Annotated in this window: 14 protein-coding genes; 5 read left to right on the plus strand and 9 right to left on the minus strand. The window is 44.3% G+C overall.

Annotation, left to right across the window (positions count from 1 at the left end):
• The first annotated feature begins 137 nt into the window (after positions 1 to 137).
• On the plus strand, positions 138 to 620 hold the full coding sequence (locus DK187_RS04995) for an Lrp/AsnC family transcriptional regulator (RefSeq protein ID WP_111606243.1): 483 nt from the start codon (positions 138 to 140) through the stop codon (positions 618 to 620).
• 108 nt (positions 621 to 728) lie between these two features.
• Here the strand turns inward: DK187_RS04995 and DK187_RS05000 are convergent, their stop codons facing one another.
• Positions 729 to 1,613: a LysR family transcriptional regulator gene (locus DK187_RS05000; protein ID WP_111606244.1), complete on the minus strand. Its 885-nt coding sequence runs from the start codon at positions 1,611 to 1,613 to the stop codon at positions 729 to 731.
• A 98-nt stretch (positions 1,614 to 1,711) separates the two neighbouring features.
• Here DK187_RS05000 and DK187_RS05005 point away from each other — a divergent pair, with 98 nt between their 5' ends.
• Both DK187_RS05005 and DK187_RS05010 read left to right on the plus strand, forming a co-directional pair.
• The gene (locus DK187_RS05005; protein WP_111606245.1) at positions 1,712 to 3,286 is read left to right on the plus strand and encodes an NADH-quinone oxidoreductase subunit L; all 1,575 of its coding nucleotides are present in this window, start codon (positions 1,712 to 1,714) and stop codon (positions 3,284 to 3,286) included.
• 37 nt (positions 3,287 to 3,323) lie between these two features.
• Positions 3,324 to 5,819, plus strand: coding sequence for a YbcC family protein (locus DK187_RS05010; RefSeq protein WP_111606246.1), 2,496 nt, complete (start codon positions 3,324 to 3,326; stop codon positions 5,817 to 5,819).
• Between the two features lie 107 nt (positions 5,820 to 5,926).
• On the opposite strand, the gene DK187_RS05015 is transcribed toward DK187_RS05010, so the two are convergent.
• The 8 genes from DK187_RS05015 to DK187_RS05050 form a co-directional block, all read right to left on the minus strand.
• A complete protein-coding gene (locus DK187_RS05015; RefSeq protein WP_111606247.1) occupies positions 5,927 to 6,769 on the minus strand; it encodes an inositol monophosphatase family protein in 843 nt (280 codons plus the stop codon).
• A 32-nt stretch (positions 6,770 to 6,801) separates the two neighbouring features.
• On the minus strand, positions 6,802 to 7,263 hold the full coding sequence (derI, locus tag DK187_RS05020; protein ID WP_111606248.1) for a D-erythrulose-4-phosphate isomerase: 462 nt from the start codon (positions 7,261 to 7,263) through the stop codon (positions 6,802 to 6,804).
• 17 nt (positions 7,264 to 7,280) lie between these two features.
• The gene (locus DK187_RS05025; RefSeq protein WP_111606249.1) at positions 7,281 to 8,063 is read right to left on the minus strand and encodes a triose-phosphate isomerase; all 783 of its coding nucleotides are present in this window, start codon (positions 8,061 to 8,063) and stop codon (positions 7,281 to 7,283) included.
• Positions 8,060 to 8,836: a DeoR/GlpR family DNA-binding transcription regulator gene (locus DK187_RS05030; protein WP_111606250.1), complete on the minus strand. Its 777-nt coding sequence runs from the start codon at positions 8,834 to 8,836 to the stop codon at positions 8,060 to 8,062. Before DK187_RS05030 ends, DK187_RS05025 begins: the two co-directional genes overlap by 4 nt.
• 450 nt (positions 8,837 to 9,286) lie before the next feature.
• On the minus strand, positions 9,287 to 10,243 hold the full coding sequence (locus tag DK187_RS05035) for a sugar-binding transcriptional regulator (RefSeq protein ID WP_204355580.1): 957 nt from the start codon (positions 10,241 to 10,243) through the stop codon (positions 9,287 to 9,289).
• A 171-nt stretch (positions 10,244 to 10,414) separates the two neighbouring features.
• Positions 10,415 to 11,347, minus strand: coding sequence for a sugar phosphate isomerase/epimerase family protein (locus tag DK187_RS05040; RefSeq protein ID WP_111606252.1), 933 nt, complete (start codon positions 11,345 to 11,347; stop codon positions 10,415 to 10,417).
• Between the two features lie 12 nt (positions 11,348 to 11,359).
• Positions 11,360 to 12,889, minus strand: a complete 1,530-nt coding sequence (locus tag DK187_RS05045) for a glycerol-3-phosphate dehydrogenase (protein WP_111606253.1) — start codon at positions 12,887 to 12,889, stop codon at positions 11,360 to 11,362.
• A 33-nt stretch (positions 12,890 to 12,922) separates the two neighbouring features.
• A complete protein-coding gene (locus tag DK187_RS05050) occupies positions 12,923 to 14,515 on the minus strand; it encodes an FGGY-family carbohydrate kinase (protein WP_111606254.1) in 1,593 nt (530 codons plus the stop codon).
• A gap of 624 nt (positions 14,516 to 15,139) precedes the next feature.
• Between DK187_RS05050 and DK187_RS05055 the strand changes: the two genes are divergently transcribed.
• Together DK187_RS05055 and DK187_RS05060 are read left to right on the plus strand one after the other, a co-directional pair.
• Positions 15,140 to 15,742 carry a DUF2291 family protein gene (locus DK187_RS05055; RefSeq protein ID WP_223232327.1) on the plus strand — a complete coding sequence of 201 codons (603 nt, stop codon included), beginning with the start codon at positions 15,140 to 15,142 and terminating at the stop codon, positions 15,740 to 15,742.
• Positions 15,739 to 17,286: a sugar ABC transporter ATP-binding protein gene (locus tag DK187_RS05060; protein WP_111606256.1), complete on the plus strand. Its 1,548-nt coding sequence runs from the start codon at positions 15,739 to 15,741 to the stop codon at positions 17,284 to 17,286. Before DK187_RS05055 ends, DK187_RS05060 begins: the two co-directional genes overlap by 4 nt.
• Position 17,287 lies beyond the last annotated feature (1 nt).

Raw genomic sequence — 17,287 nt, forward strand, 5'->3', positions numbered from 1 at the left:
CTTTTCAGCTTTATTGTTATAAGTATGATGTAGTTAATCTTATCTATGATTTAGCGAAATTATCTTTCTTAATTGCTGAGTCTTTGACAAACTAAGCAACAAAGTTTCTTCAAATAACAAAAAATGGAAACACTTTCATGCTCGATAAATTTGACATCAGTATTCTTGCTGCCTTGCAAAAAGATGGCCGTCTGAGTAATAGAGATTTAGCCGATAAAATTGGTCTTTCCACTGCCCCCTGTTGGCGACGCTTAAAACGCTTAGAAGACGAAGGCTATATAAAGTGCTATACAGCAGAGCTGAATGCAAAGAAAGTGAACCTAAATGTTATCGCTTTCGCGCAAGTATCAATGGATAACCACCATCCAGAAACACTGGAACCCTTCCTTTCTATCGTACGTAAATTCCCAGAAATACAAGAATGTCATTCCGTCAGTGGCGATTGTGACTATCTACTAAAAATTATAATCAGAGACCTAGACAGTTACGATGAGCTGTTGAGCAAGCAACTTTTACAGGCGAAGGGAGTTCGCTCGGTCAATACTATGTTCTCGATGAAACAGCCAAAAATAACTAGGGAATACCCTTTAAGTGAATATCTTATACAGAATGGCTCCTAGGATCGGTTGACGCTTACCTCCCTTGACAGAGACTGACGCCCCTCAACCTTTAATTTTAAAATACTTTCTGACCGTATGTTGATATGTTCTTTTTGATGGAATATTCACCTAAATATTTTGACTCATTTGCAACAATTCCATTAAGACTTGTGGCACAAATTTACGTTGTGTGGTGATGGCGTAAAAGTGTTCGTAAGCATCGGGTAGGCGTTGATATTCTTCCAGCAATCCTTGTCGAATTTCGTCTTTGACCACCACTGGTGGTAGCACAGCTAAGGCGCCGCTGTCCCTCGCGAGTAGACGCAGCATCGCCATGTCATCGGCTTCGGCTTTGACATCGGGCTGATACTGCCATGTGGCACACAGTAGGTTAAACGCTGTCCGAATTTCAGTGTTTTTTCCGGGTAGTATCCAATGAGCCGATTCATAACCTTGCGGAAATGGTGTGTGTATTTTCCCTTCTTTCGGGCCCACAATCGCCAGTGGCTGACGGGAGACTTGCTGCACAATCCAAGGTGCGTCTTTCGTGTCGGCACTAATAGGACGATTGGTCAAAACAAGGTCCAATTCATGATTCGTTAAGCCATTGAGCAGATCACTCATGCCACGAGCGGTCAATGAAAAGCTCACCTCAGGTTTGGCCAGCAGTGGGCTGACAAAGTGCTCAACGAAGTTTCTCGATAACGTTGGCAATACCCCAATGGACAAATGCTGAGTTTCAGCAAGGATGCCTTTGTTTAAGAAAGATTCAAGCTCTTCTCCTTTATTAAAAATATCATCAGCATAAGCCAAAACCCGTCGCCCCATGTCGGTCAAAATAAGGCGACGGCCACTGCGTTCAAATAACGCGACATCCATATTATGTTCAAGTTGTTTAATCTGCAGTGAAAGCGCCGATTGCGAAATGTGCAGCTCCTTAGCAACCTGAGTAAGATTGCCCGCGACAGCGATGCGCCAAAAATAATACAAATGGTGGTAATTGAGTCGGCTCATAATCATTCTATAAAAGTGAACGTTTAGTTATTTTATATATATTTTTTTAATCAATCCAGTTCTGACATACTTGCCAACAGTTAATTAAGGGGCCAGCTATGAGCACGTTTTTCTCTTCCATTTTTTTCATCTGTATTCCCATCAGCTTGGTATTGGCAGGCTGGTTAGTCGGTCGCAAACCAACCCGAAGCCAAGGTCGTCGTCTTGTTTGTTTGAATCTTCTGCTCGTAGGGCTTTTTGCGGCTGGTGTACTGGCCCATTGGCTATTGCCATCACCACCGCCGACCCAGCAATACCTTAGTACTTCAAACCTTAGCCTGATTATGCTGGCGCTGGTGCTCTTTATGGGCACCATATTAATGACCTTTTCACGCAACTACATGGCGACGGAACCAAGATTAAACGTGTATTGGCGCTGGTTATTGCTCACGTTAGCTGCGGTTTCTTTGGTGGTGATGAGTAACCATTTAATACTCTTCTGGTTGGGTTGGGTGTGCATCAGTCTGGCGCTGCACAAGCTGCTCACCTTTTATCCAGAACGCCCACGGGCCGCGCTGGCGGCACATAAGAAGTTCTTATTGGCTCGAACCGCTGAACTGTGTTTATTGGTCGCTTTTATTTGCTTATATCAAGCCCACAACACCTTTTTCATCCATGAATTGGTGGACATTTTTAACCTCCAAGCAAGTAATACCGCTCTGTCGCTAAGCACAAATGAACACATCGCCGCTGTCTTAATCGCCATCGTGGCCTTAATTAAATGCGCGCAACTGCCTGTCCACGGTTGGTTAATCCAAGTGGTTGAAGCGCCTACGCCGGTGAGCGCGTTATTACACGCTGGTGTCATTAACCTAGGCGGTTTCTTATTAATACTCTTTGGACCTTTACTACTCCAAGTCGCCACAGCGCAGTGGTTAGTGCTCATTGTCGCGGGACTAACAACAGTGATCAGCGCCCTTATTATGACCACCAGAATCAGCTTAAAAGTGCGTTTGGCTTGGTCGACCAGTGCACAAATGGGCTTAATGTTATTGGAATGCGCGCTAGGGTTATTTGAACTGGCCCTACTGCATTTGCTGACTCACTCAGTTTACAAAGCGCATGCTTTCTTAAATTCAGGCAATGCCATCCATGACGACCTTCAGCGTCGTCTTGCTCCGGCAGAAGCCCCATCCGCTGTGGATTGGTTCGTCGCTGCCCTGCTCTCGGCTTGTCTTGTGGGTGGTGCAGCATACGTAATCCATTACCAAGGCGTTTGGAGTGCCTGGGTATTGTTTGGGTTGGCTTTAACAGTGTTAATCGCTCAACGTCATAGTCAGCAACGTAAAGCCAGCCTAATGTCTGCTATCGGCTTAACCCTAATACTGTTGACCATTTACAGCACCATGAAAGCCTTCTTTGGCCTTGTATTGCCAATCAACCCAATGTTGCGTGTGCCTGCGTTAAGCTTGGCGGATTTCTGGGTTATGGGACTATTTATCAGTTTATTTATCTTGAGTTGGTTGCTGCGTTATCAAGCACAACGACCGTCAGTGCAACATTTATCGATGGCGCTGTTTGCAGGTTTGTACCTTGATGAATGGTTAACCCGCCTGACATTAAAAGTGTGGCCATTGCGTTTACCCACGCGCATTAACAGCAAAACGTTAACACAACAAACGTCCATTAAGTAAACACGTCATACCAACGTTTCTAAGAAGGAGTAATCAGATGAATGCTACCATCAGCGCCACTCAAAGCTCGATGTTAACAGAGAAACAAATGGCGATATTACAGTCATCTGGACAACATATTGCACCCACTTGGCCATTGGATCAGATGATTGCCGTGAACCCTTTTTGGCCAATGCGCCATCAGCCCATTGAACACGCCAGCGCAATACTCAGTACCCTAGGCGATGCGCAATTATTGATGCCAACATCCTATTATTTGCAGGGTTATCAATCCGGTGAGATTTCATCCAGTGCTTTAATGAAGGCGGCACAGACACAAGGTATCCCCTTAAAAGAAGCCGCACTGGTCGCGTTTTTACAAGAAGACACGGCCATCGCAAATTGGCATAACATTTCAGACTTATTGGACAATCAACGCGATCCGCACAAAATGGCCTGGCGCGATGAAATCACGCATCAAATTAGCCAGTTTTGCGCCGCACATTATCAACAATTGCGCCCTATTCTTGGACGTCAGGACACCGCCCATCAGCCAGACCTATATCAACATTGGCTAGACGTTACTCGTCGAGACAAAGGCCTCAGTATTATCTTAGACGAACCAGGGTTACAGGCCTTCTTTCAACAACTGCCCAACACACCTGAGCAAGTCATCGCAGAAGCCATAAAAACCTTAACACTCAGTGACGATCTACTCGGCCATTATGCCCATGCGTTATTACTTGATATTAATGGCTGGGGTTCGTGGGTAGCTTACCTGCGTTGGCAAGGTGATCTTTATGATCAGCCACATGACGACATGTTGGCACTCTTGGCCATTCGCATGGCGTGGGAGCTGGTCATCTGGCGCTACTATCAGGCAAAAGATCCAGATACCGCCGAACTGTTAAAAGTTCTATGGACAAGAGAAAAAAGTCAGCTCCCTCACCTTATACGTCAACAACAAGACGCACAACGTCTGTTGTGGGTGTGGGCCAAAGCCGCGGAAATGAGCTATCAACAACGACTCAATCACACCTTACTGACAGCAAAACCACAGCCTGCCGTTCAAACACCCACGCTACAAGCGGCGTTTTGTATTGATGTGCGCTCTGAAGTCATGCGTCGTGCGTTGGAGGCGCAAAGTGATCATATTCAAACGCTAGGATTCGCGGGATTTTTTGGCCTGCCATTGGAATACCAACCCCAAGCAAGCGCCCTCTCTCGCCCACAATTACCAGGGCTGTTAAAACCGGCGATTCGCGCCACCGAAGCCATCGCATCAGACAACCGCCCGTTCGACTCTTCATCCGTCGTAAAAACGGCGGTTGGGCTCAATAAACGCGCTCGTTGGCACGGCTGGTCGCAAGCGGCACCGTCCACCTTCTCCATGGTGGAATCCATGGGTTGGCTGTACGCGTTCAAAATGCTGAAAAAGTCGTTTTTCCCCAATAGCGGAGAAAATCCACTGAACCGTCTCAGTCATCATCACAAATGGACACTGACAAAAGAAGATAAACTCTTAACCTTAGAAGAGAAAGCGGGCTTGGCAAAAGGCATCTTGCACGCCATGGGCTTAACGCATTTTGCGAAGACTATTTTATTGGTTGGACACGGCAGCCACACGACGAATAATCTCCATGCGGCTGGGCTAGATTGCGGTGCCTGTGGCGGACAGACAGGGGAAATTAATGTACGAGTGCTCGCTCAACTACTCAACGACCAAGCTGTTCGAGCGGAGCTACGAACATCTGATATTGACATCCCAGACTGCAGCCGATTTGTTGCGGCGCTACACAACACCACCACAGATCACATAAGCTGCTTTGATGACAATGTAGAGGAAAACGTGTGTCACTGGCTCAACGCAGCCACCAAAAAAGCCCAACGAGAACGCATCGCGCAAATAGATCCAACACTACTCAACGCCAATGATGACAAACTCAACAAAGCGTATCTAAAACGCAGCCAAGACTGGTCTCAAGTACGCCCCGAATGGGGATTAGCCAATAACGCTGCGTTTATTGTTGCACCAAGAAATTGGACTCGCCAAGTAGACCTACAAGGTCGCTGCTTTCTTCACGATTACCAATGGCAAAACGATACAGGGTTTAACGTGCTCGAACTCATCATGACGGCCCCGATGATCGTCACCAATTGGATTAATATGCAATACAACGCTTCTGTCACTGATCCCTTAAAATACGGCAGCGGCAACAAGGTATTACATAACGCGGTCGGAGGAAACATAGGCGTATTTGAAGGCAATGGTGGCGACCTGCGCATTGGCCTTTCATTGCAATCCTTACACAATGGCGAAAAATGGATGCACCAGCCACAACGACTGGCTGTGTATATCGCCGCGCCAAGAGAAGCCATCGAACAGATCACCGCGAAACACGATAATGTTCGCCACCTGATCGACAACGAATGGCTCTACCTACTGCGCTGGGATGAAAAAGGCACAATTGAACGCTTTTACCAACAAACATGGGAGATGCAAACGACAGCTGAAAGCATGTGTGAAAGGAAACAGCAATCTAACATTATTTAACTAGGTTGGCACCGCTATAGCCTTCTATAACGAAGGCTAAAACTTTCACACCTAAATCAGTAAAAAAGAGTTGGTGTCGTATAGGCCACAGCTAATGAACATTAGCACTAAGTTGACGTAACTTCAGTAACTTGAAAGTCTTTGATAATTTGATCTTTAATCGCTTCTGTTCTTCCTGCAACAATTACGCCTTTTCGAATAGATGGCTGGTAGTGTGAGCCATCTAACATACTGACATAACCACCAGCTTCCTGATACGCGAGAATGCCAGCAGCGTGATCCCACACTTTTGGTTTTGGACTCACAAAAAAATCAACGCCGTTCTGCACCATAGTTCGGTATTCATGACAACAGCAACGCAGGCTAGAAGCTCGAGCATAGTTAACTTGCTGAATGGCAACACGCTCACGAACTGTGACATTTTCAAACAAGAAGGGTGAAAAGAATCCCACTAATTTAGCGGCGACAGGCTGATCATTTAGCCGTAAACGCCGTGGCAATTGACTCGGTCTAACATACCATGCCCCTTCCCCTAAGCTGGCCTCGATCCAATCATCATTTAACGGATCGTATAACAAGCCATATATCGTCTTACCTTGATAAATTGCCGCTATTAATACACCAAAGGTGGCTAAACCATGAGCAAAATTCCAAGTTCCATCAATAGGATCAATGATAATAACCAGTTCATCAGTATCAATTTGATCTAATACTGACTCATTTTCTGAAACAGCTTCTTCACCAATAATAACTGCGTGGGGTAACAATGCTTGAAAGCGCTGCGTTAACGCTTTTTCAGAGGCAACATCCGCTTCGGTAACCAAGTCATCGAAGCTTGTTTTACACGACACAGCCTCATCCGAAAGCCGTCTAAATCTAGATAAAATCTCTACCTTAGCAACGTCTCGAACGATATCTATCACCTCTGATTTTTGCTTACGAGTTAACACAGCATCTCCACTTTATAATTTATATCAATGAATTACGGACGAACATGATATTTCTCATCAATGGAATTAATGGCTTTGACATTATCTGCCGAACGACCATTTTCATCAAAAACTTGTGCCAAAAATGCATCCGCAATGGACTTTGCTAACTCTTGTCCGATTACACGAGCGCCCATGGTAATAATTTGTGCGTTATTAGAAAGGGCAGCACGCTCAGCGGAATACGTGTCATGAGTGAGCGCTGCGCGAATTCCAGGTACTTTACTTGCCGCTATGCACACACCAATTCCCGTTCCACAGCACAAAATGGCACGATCGTATTTTCCATCCAAAACAGCATTGGCGACACGATCAGATAAATTAGCGTAAAACGGCTCCATCTCTCCTGTGTCTGTGCGTGAAATTTCTTCCACATCGTAACGATCTTTTAAGTGATCCGCTAAAATTTTTGCTAAACCTTCACCCGCGCTGTCTCCAGCAATTGCAATTCTCATGATGCTATCCTCGGTTTTTATAGTGACTTTTGAATCGCTGCGGCACATTTGTTTAAAATATCGATATACCCCTCTACATTCCAAGCGGATCGACCGATAAATAAACCATCAATATGTTCACAAGCTATCAGTTCTTCACAGTTACTAGGGTTCACCGAGCCTCCATACAGGCAAGGAACTTTACGTCCCAACACCTGTTCGGCCACATCCAAAATCTCAGCTTGTCTTAAGTCGGCATACTCTGCAGAAGCGGGCACCCCTCGCTCACCGATCGCCCAAACGGGCTCATAGGCAAACAAAATAGGGGCGTTTTTTTGGTCGTCGCTCAAAAATTGCAGCGCACCACGCACTTCTTTTGCCAAAACATAAGAGGCTTGACCACTTTCTTTATCTGCCAAGGTTTCACCAACACAGATAAGAGGAATTAAGCCATGACGAATGGCTGACTCGACCTTACGGCCGACCGTCTCATTCGTTTCACCAAAATACTCGCGTCGTTCTGAGTGCCCCAGTTCAACGATATCGAGCTGACAGTCATTTAGCATGAGAGGTGATACTTCACCTGTCCAAGCACCATGCTCTGCCCAATGCATATTTTGAGCCCCAACTTTTACAGAGGTATCGCGAAGCATTTCTTTTACGTCACGAACACATGTAAAGGCAGGAATAACAAATCGCTGAATATTAACATCGGCGTTCACATCATCGGCTTTTAGTGCCGCCGAGAAAGCGTGTGCTTCTTCTAATGTTTTATTCATTTTCCAACTTGTACCAACCCAAAACTGCTTTTTATTTGTCATGTCTCTTCCAGTGGTCTCGCAATAGTTAACTGAATACCAGCGTCCACTAATTGTCGTTGAACGCTGGGCTCTGGAACTTGGTCGGTGATGACCCAGTCAAAATCATCGAGATTTGCCAACACGTGAAGTGCTACGTGGTCAAACCGTGTATGGTTAACCAGCAAACATGTCTTAACCGCTGCGTTTAGCATGGCTTTCTTCACTCGAATAACATCTGCATCCATATGAAACACTTGGTTTCCTGATACAGCAGGACTCGATAAAAAAGCAATGTCCGCTCGCAAGCTGATTAAATTTTGTTCAGCCAATACACCGAAGTAACCATTAAACTTAGAAGAATACATTCCCCCAAGTGCAATAAGATCAATCCCCTTTTCAAGCTTTAATGTCTCCAAAATAGAGGCATTGTTCGTAATCACCGTCAGTGGTTTTTTACGAGGCAGTATGCTCCCAAGCACGGCCGCCATAGAGCCATCGTTGACCATAACCGTCATACCAGGCTCAATCAGTTGCAACGCTTCAAACGCCATACGTTCTTTAGCCACACTGCCTTGACGCTCGCGTAACCTGAAATCACTTTCAAATTGCATTCCCGCTTCAATTGTGGCGCCACCACGCACTTTACGCAGTAAACCACCCGCTTCAAGCTCATCTAAATCGCGGTGAATTGTCATCTTTGAAACAGCAAAACGCTTTGCCAGTTCCTCTAGATCAACAACCCCTTTTTCAACAAGGAGATCGATAATTTGCTGTCTACGTTCATCACGCTTCATAAACACTCACTTCGATAGCAAATCTCTTATGCATGTTATAACGTTAAAAATAGCAAATTTAAAGTTATATTTAACAAATTTTACTTTATTTTGTTAAATATAATGTTATAAACACAACAAACCTAAGAGATTCTGGGTTAAAATCACAAAAAAACATGAAAACGTCCCGTCTCCACATGACTTGGTCACTAGAATAACACTTATAAAACAGAATTTTGATAGTAATATGGGAGGGGCAAAGAAAGGAAAAACGTACCAAACACTTAAAATTTGTGAAAAATCACAAAAAAAATCACATCTAACATGAAAAAACAGTCATGACACGACCTCGACCCTTGGCCCAATAATCATCTAGACAAATAAGATGGCTATTGGGCATTTTTTATAATAAATAATATTAAGGTCGCAAAATACAACTTCCCCATTGAAGGGGCATTAAAATAATAACCCCTAGTGGTAGGCTAGAATCGCACGGGCAGTGAGCTCATCAGTGATCAACCCTGTTAATAAACTTCCTTTGAGAGCCGCTCGAATTGCTTCAATTTTCTCTTCTCCACCAGAGACGGCAATAACTTCACCCTTATTACCCTCTAATGAAACCGATAGCATACGAGCACTTAAAGATGTTTCAACGATACATCCGTTTTCATCATAAAAATGCCCCATTACCTCACCCACCGCGCCAGACCTAGCGATCTCAATAATCTCTTCTGGCTTGATAGGACCAGACGCAACCAGCTGAGCCGTTTGAGCGACGGTTCCAATCCCTATGAACTTTACATCCGCATTATTCGCCATCGTAAAAACGTCTTGCACACCTTTTTGAGCAAGCAGCACAATTCTGTCTTCTACTGAGTTTGCCAACAGAGGAACTGGCATCGTGTAAGCTGGAGCACCCGTTTTAGCAGCAATCCAGTGTAAAACATCGTCTCGATTAATCGAGTAATCTCTGGTTAATCCCCCCAATAATGAAACAAATCGGATATTAGGGGTGTCTAATCTAGGTAGTTGATGAACCACAGCGGCCAACGCCCGCCCAAGCGCGAGACCAATCGTTATATTAGGCCTCATCGTCAAAACGTTTTGTAGATAAGAAGAACCCGCTTGACCAAGCGTTTTAAGCGGAATCCCCTCTTCCCCTAAATCTGGTGCAACAATACACTGGCCTAAACCAAACCGCTCGATGAGCTGATTTTCTAGTCTCACACACTCGGTAATATTACCGTCAATAGTAACTTTTACTGCACCCTCGGTGACTGCTTTTGAAATTAACCTATGAACTTTTACAGACGTTAATCCAAGCCTTTTAGCCACAGCCGCCTGAGTCAAACCACCAACATAATGCAGCCAAGCTGCTCGAATCGCCAATGAGCCATCGGACTCACTGTTGGATTTTCTTTCATCCACCCTATGTTGCTCCATCGTTTTCAGTTATGGCAAGTAAGCACGATATTTATACCTGCCTTCCGCTCAATGTTACAGCCTAATTCACCCTATTAAAAACCACAAAGCAAAGCCTTAACAATAACACGTCTATTCTAAATACTATGTCAGCCTATAGGATAAAGCCGTGTCTCTTTATATGTTTAAGTCTTGCGCACCACTGTCAATATACGGAGCCCAAAAAGCAATACTTTCAGCTATTTGCGCCACTACCTGCCGGTCTGTAGGGTCACGCTCTTTGAAACTGAGTTCAAGACAAATTTGATTATCCTTAGCTCCACCTTTCAATAACGCTTCTAATAAAGGTTTAGGTTGAATTCGACCCTTTTGATTATACTCTTTTATAAATGGTCGATGTCCTCCTTTATCCATAAGACTCTGCTTGATATGAATAATAGGCGAAACCGATGGCACCTCTTCAGCCCAAGCGTAGGGATCATAGTCCGCTGGATTACTGGATGTGACATCCCCATGATCAATATCTGCCATCATCCACATTGGTATCGCCATATTCGCAGCGGTTAGGCGTCTTTGCAGTGCCATAGCGGAAGCAATAGTGTCACCAAACTCCCGCCCGATACTCATTGGCTCCCAGTAGACATAATCCAAACCAGCTTGCTTTGCGTGCTCGGCAACTTCTGCCCAGCAATCAATGGCAATTTTAGTTAACTCTTCTCTACGAGCCTCAGTATCAAAATCTTTGTATGTCATAATGGCAAACTGTGTTCCAACGGCATGACCGCCTAAATCCGCAGTGATATCAGCAAAAGTTTTAAACCATTCCACATAATAACGTCGGACATCAGCATCTGGATGTCCAAAATGATTCAAGCGCCCATAAGGACCTGTCATCCCAGATGTAATTCGAACCCCTGTTCGATTCAAAGCCACCTGCATCTCTCGTGTTAACCGACGAATCACAGAAACTGGCCAACTAGGATTAATGAATTCATGCGTTAATTGAACATCGCGAATTTTAAGATCATGGGCAACGGTATCAATTAAATCAGCAGGTTCAGCAAATCGATTGACCAGAGGATTGGTATTAAGTCCTAGTGTTAATGGCATATTTCATCTCTCTTATGATATTTTTTCACTGACGTTTAAAGTAGCAAACTGCTCAGCAAACCATTCAGCAAAAAACGTTTTTTGAGAAGCACTCAAATGAAGACCTTCTTTTGTACGACGAGTCAATATATCTTCTGGCGTCATAGCCCATTCGTTTTCGACTAAATAGCGTACTTCAGACTCATAAAGATTCGAGCCAAAATGAAGCCCAAGCCCATCAACGCTTTTTGCGTCTCCCACAATTTTTGCAATCAAAGAGCCATAATGGCGCCCGTAGTGGATAAGCAGTGCACGTGGCATCCAGCTGTAGGCCTCCTTAGCGTCTTGGATAAAACAATGAAAATCTGCGTTACGAATATCGCCACCAGGTAACACTGCACCTCGAGTCCAATCCCCACCCATATCTGGAAAGAATTTCTCAATTTTTTGAATCGCGTGCTCTGACAACTTACGAAATGTCGTGAGCTTACCGCCAAATACATTTAATAATGGCGCACTACCACTTTCATCAAGATCAAACACGTAATCACGAGTCACAGCTGAAGGGTTTCCCTTGCCATCGTCAAACAAAGGACGAACCCCTGAAAAACTTGTGATGACATCACTACGCTGCAATGACTCTTTAAAATAACGATTGACTGCCGCCAGCAAGTACTCAATCTCAGACTCATCAGGCGTCACATCTTCTACACGACCTTCGTAAGGAATATCCGTCGTACCAATTAACGCTTTATTGTCTTCATAGGGATTAATAAAAATCACACGCTTATCATGATTTTGCACAAGGTAAGCTTGCTGCCCTTCCCAAAACTTAGGCACAATAATATGCGAACCTTTAACCAATTGAATATTTCGAGAGCTCTGTGAGTGAACAACATCATCCACAATATTACGCACCCAAGGGCCCGCGGCATTAACCAACAGTTTCGCTTTAAAATAGTGAACTTCTTTGGTGAATTCATTCTCTGTTTTAATAAGCCAGTGGCCCTCTTGACGTTTGGCAGATACACAGCGGGTTCTCGTTAATACTTGAGCACCTTTTTGCGCAGCGTCCAACACATTCAAAATAACCAAACGCGAATCATCAACCCAGCAATCTGAATATTCAAAACCCTTCGTATATCGATCCTTGATTGGTGCGCCTTCGGGATCACGCAAAAGGTCCAGTGTTCGAGTCCCTGGGAGACGCTTACGCCCACCTAAATGGTCATACAGAAAAAGTCCAAGTCGTACTAGCCATGCAGGACGATCCTCTTTACTATGAGGCAAAACAAATCGCATAGGCCAGATAATATGGCTAGCAGAATTCAATAAAACTTCACGTTCAATCAAGGCTTCACGTACTAGGCGAAACTCATAATATTCAAGGTAACGTAATCCACCATGTACCAGCTTTCCAGAACGAGATGACGTTCCTTGTGCTAAATCATTTTTCTCACACAAGGCAACACTTAAGCCTCGACCCGCGGCATCACGGGCAATACCAGCACCATTGATCCCCCCACCTATCACAAAAAGATCTAACACCTGTTCGTTATTCATAAAGAACCTCTTATTTCGTCACCAAAGACAGCACTATGCCTTCTTTGAAGAACCCACCGTTGACAGTATCGTAGGGCGCTCTCTTAATTGATCCATGGCAAGCCACGTCTCTGGGAACGTCAAACGCTGCTGATAAAATGCTTTGAAAAGCATGTCATAGCGTTCGCCAAGCGCTGCATCAGTGCTTTCAATTTGGCCAAGTAGCGGCGTAACCCATTCAGCAATACAGTCATCCATTGTTGGATACTTCCCAATCGCTACGGCGGCCATCATAGCCGCCCCTGCAGCACCCGCTTCTTCACGTCCAGACACTCTTACATTGGCACCGATCGAAGCGGCTAAAATTTTACGAAGAGTTGGCGACCTGACCGCACCACCACTCAACCTAAGCTCATCTGTCGCTCCGCCCATAGCCTCGTAACAATCACGCATAGCCATCCCAAGGCCTTCCACCACAGCGCGGACCAAATCGGCAAAGCGATGATGATAAGTCAGCCCCATAAAGCTGGCTCTGGCACGACCATTAACAAACGGGCCGCGTTCTCCCGCGTCAGAGATGTAAGGGTGGTAAAGTAGCTGCCCCTCATCCGCTTGTTGTAACCAATCCTCGACTTTATTCACCAGCATTTGAGGGGTATGCTCACAGCCAAAATCGTTTAACAGTCCTGCCGCGACGTTTAGTAGCCAATCTAAATTTAGCGCCGATGCCATGTTGGTTTGAACTTGTGTGACCCTTCCCGGAAGTGGCAAAGTAATCACATAACCCGTACCTTGATCATTTAAAAAAACATCATCGGATAAAACAGATCTCATGTGCACGCCAGTAGAACCCACCACAGAGCAAACAACGTTATCTTGCCCGGTGTGAACTCCAGCACCTAAAGCCGTCATCACCATATCAACATAAGCCAAAGACACCGGAATACCGGCTTTTAAGCCTGTAAGGTTGGCCGCTTCTTGAGACAGAGGGTGGGTTATTTCACTGCCATCGATAATGTCTGGTAGCAGCTCTCGATGCCCACCCAACCCTAGACTCTCGATAACTTGATCATCGTATTGACGAGTACGAAAATTGCCAAAAGTAAAACTGGCTTCAGATGGATCGGTCGCTCTTACGCCAGTAAAATTGAAATACAGCCAATCCTTACAATGAAAAGCTGTTGTTGCCGTGTTCAACAACTGGGGAAAGTGTGATGCCATGTGTGCAAGCTGAACACCTTGCTGGCAAGTATTAAGACCTGTACCTGTTTTTTCAAAACGCTGGCGCTCACTGATTTTCTTATTGAGAATATCTACCGTGGGAGCAGAACGTCCGTCTAACCAAAGCCAAGCGTCACATACTGGCTCACCTGCGCCGTCTATTAACCATGTACCGTCACCTTGCCCAGTAACAGCAACGGCAACCACACGTTCACGCAACATCTCTACTTGTTTATCTAAGCCTTTAATTGCACAAACACAATCTTCCCATGTTTGACTCAAAGACTGCGTCGCAGCACCATCAGACGTTGTTTTATATGAATTGCGAACAGCTGAAACCGCCAACTGTTTTCCATCAAGGGAAAAAACAACGGCCTTAATGACAGATGTACCAGCATCAATTCCTATGATCAGATCAGTATTCACTTGTCAGCCCTCCAAATACTTAAAAAAGCACTACGAAGGAAAACAAAGCGGGACAACTTTATTATTAGAAGCATGATTGAACCCCGTTTTGCTCTAGCCAATAAATCATAACTAGAGTGAAATTTATTTCTTGTTTTGTTAATTATTTCTATTCAATACCATTCTGTCAACAAGCAATCTGATTCTTTTTTACTCACAAAAATTGGCTTAAAAAGAGCCTAAAACGTATTAAAAATAAAAAACCGAACAATAAAAAATAAAAAAACCTTTTAATTTCATTGAATTATAATTTTTTCACGGACAGTAATAAGATCATACCTTTGTGCAAACAAGAGACGAACGCCATCGCAAAATAATAAAAAATGATATTTATTGTATTTGATGTAATAAATTTCATTGACAGCTATTTATTTTTATTCCATTGTAATGAACAAAGATCACACAATCCTCTAAAAACAAACGTAGATCTTGGCTCGATCAAAAAGCACACAGCGGCAATTATTTAAAGTTTGTGTACTTTCGATTTAGAGGAGAGAACAAGACAGCCGGAGTAAAATAAAAATGATAAACACTACTGTGCAGACGCAGCTATCCAATCAGCTCGCGTCAAAAAAAAGAAAAATAATGCTGATCAGCGCTATTGCAACAGCAATGGTCGTCAGCGCTATGGCGTTGGATACAAAAGTCATCACTAATGGCTCTACAGATGACCTAAGACAGCAAGCTTTTTCCGCAGACAATTATGCAAAAGCCCAGTACGACGAAATAAAAACCTACGTATTAGAAAATGCTGTTGATGCGAACCTTCTACTCAAAGAATTAAACGCTGATAAAAAAGCAGCGGGGCAAAAATATGGCATAGGCGGTGGTGTTGGCCCAGTTATTCCTGTGTCTTTTGAGGGCGAAATAATCGTAGGAAAGTCAGGTATCTTTGATGTAAAAATCGAAGGTTTTCCTAGTGGACAAAAAGTTCGTATACAAACTGGCCCAGCCATTAATGGTACCGACCTACGTGATGCAACAGGAAAGATCACCTTTGGTGAATTCACCAATCAAATAGAATACCAAGATGTTGGTGCCGCACTAAACCGAGTCATGAAAGAAGACATTCTTGAAAAGATTGATCAAAGCACCCTCACTGGCAAAACGGTAGAAATATCAGGTGTATTCCGCCTCATCAATGCTAAAAACTGGCTCATAACACCAGTAAGGATGAACCTGAAATGACTCTCGCAGCTAATCACTCAAACAACCTCCCTGCAAATGATGTCGTTCTATCTGCTCATCATATTACAAAGTCTTTTGGGAACACCCATGCACTTAAAGGCGTTAATTTTGATGTGTATCATGGACAAGTAACAACGCTATTTGGTGAGAATGGCGCGGGGAAATCCACTTTAATGAAGATCTTGTCTGGTGTCATCACACCCACATCTGGCGAGATCATTCTAGATGGAACGCCAATCCATTTCCATAACGCCAATGAAGCCAGAGCGCATGGCATCTCTATTATTCATCAAGAACTCAGCCTTGCCCCAAACATGAATGTGCGAGACAACATATTTATGGGTCGTGAAATCATCACCAATGGCAGTGTCGATTTTGCAGAGGAAGAACGTCAAACACGTGAATTAATGGCTGAGCTTGAAGAAGAGATTGACCCATTAACACCTGTCGAAGAGCTTCGACTTGGGCAACAGCAAATAATAGAAATTGCTCGAGCTATATCGCAAAAATCTAGAATCCTAATTATGGATGAGCCCACTTCCGCCCTCAGTGCGGCAGAAGTAGAGGTCCTGTTTAAAGTAATCCATGACTTAACCAGCAAAGGTGTATCCATTGTTTATATCTCACATCATCTAGAAGAAGCCCTGTTGATCACGGATCATGCCGTTGTTCTTCGGGACGGCACTATGACGGCATACGCACCTCGTAAAGATATCGATCTTGAGTGGATTGTACGCAACATGGTTGGTGAAAATTTTGATTTAGGCTCTCCACCGGACGGCTATCAGTTTGGTGAGGTCGCTCTAAAAATCGAGGACCTAGTCATCACTGATCCTAACGGTGGCAATTTTAATGTAGTGGATAAACTCTCCTTGGAGGTCAAAGCCGGTGAAGTTGTCTGTATCTATGGATTAATGGGGGCTGGACGTTCCGAACTCATGGAATGTATCGCTGGTCGATTCAGTGCTCAAAGCGGCACCGTTTTTTTGGGTAATGAAGACATTAGCAAACTGACCATTGCAGAGCGTATTAGAGTTGGTCTTGCTCTGGTACCAGAGGACCGTCAAAAAGATGGCCTCATTCAAACCATGTCAGTTGGGCAAAATTTATCTTTGGCAAGCATAACTGAATTTACCAAAAAGCTATTCACCTCAACCGATACTGAAAATACGTTAGTGGATAACTCTATTGAAGCCGTGACGGTTAAAACATCCAGTGCTAATGCCGCCATTGGATCTTTATCTGGCGGCAATCAGCAAAAGGTCGTCATCGGAAAGATGTTAGCAACCAACCCAAAAGTACTTTTGCTAGACGAGCCCAGCCGAGGCATCGATATTGGAGCCAAAGCTGAAGTATTCAGATTGCTCTCAGAGCGCGCAAAAGAAGGCCTTTCCGTCATCTATTCAACTTCTGAAGTCGCTGAATGCCTGAGCATTGCACATCGAATTATTGTCATGCACAAAGGCCATATTTCCGCTGAATTTGACTCAACAGTAAGCAAAGAAAAGATTATGGCAGCATCCGGTGAATCGGTTGCCCATTAAA

Source organism: Marinomonas arctica (assembly GCF_003259225.1).
In the GTDB taxonomy this organism is placed as follows: Bacteria; Pseudomonadota; Gammaproteobacteria; order Pseudomonadales; family Marinomonadaceae; genus Marinomonas; species Marinomonas arctica.

What these genes read in the sequence shown, in the direction of transcription:
- DK187_RS05025 (WP_111606249.1), bottom strand. Translation starts at nt 8,063, where the DNA reads ATGACAAATAAAAAGCAGTTTTGGGTTGGTACAAGTTGGAAAATGAAT.
- DK187_RS05005 (WP_111606245.1), top strand. Translation starts at nt 1,712, where the DNA reads ATGAGCACGTTTTTCTCTTCCATTTTTTTCATCTGTATTCCCATCAGC.
- DK187_RS05030 (WP_111606250.1), bottom strand. Translation starts at nt 8,836, where the DNA reads ATGAAGCGTGATGAACGTAGACAGCAAATTATCGATCTCCTTGTTGAA.
- DK187_RS05055 (WP_223232327.1), top strand. Translation starts at nt 15,140, where the DNA reads ATGCTGATCAGCGCTATTGCAACAGCAATGGTCGTCAGCGCTATGGCG.
- DK187_RS05060 (WP_111606256.1), top strand. Translation starts at nt 15,739, where the DNA reads ATGACTCTCGCAGCTAATCACTCAAACAACCTCCCTGCAAATGATGTC.
- DK187_RS05010 (WP_111606246.1), top strand. Translation starts at nt 3,324, where the DNA reads ATGAATGCTACCATCAGCGCCACTCAAAGCTCGATGTTAACAGAGAAA.
- DK187_RS05000 (WP_111606244.1), bottom strand. Translation starts at nt 1,613, where the DNA reads ATGAGCCGACTCAATTACCACCATTTGTATTATTTTTGGCGCATCGCT.
- DK187_RS05040 (WP_111606252.1), bottom strand. Translation starts at nt 11,347, where the DNA reads ATGCCATTAACACTAGGACTTAATACCAATCCTCTGGTCAATCGATTT.
- derI (WP_111606248.1), bottom strand. Translation starts at nt 7,263, where the DNA reads ATGAGAATTGCAATTGCTGGAGACAGCGCGGGTGAAGGTTTAGCAAAA.
- DK187_RS05045 (WP_111606253.1), bottom strand. Translation starts at nt 12,889, where the DNA reads ATGAATAACGAACAGGTGTTAGATCTTTTTGTGATAGGTGGGGGGATC.
- DK187_RS04995 (WP_111606243.1), top strand. Translation starts at nt 138, where the DNA reads ATGCTCGATAAATTTGACATCAGTATTCTTGCTGCCTTGCAAAAAGAT.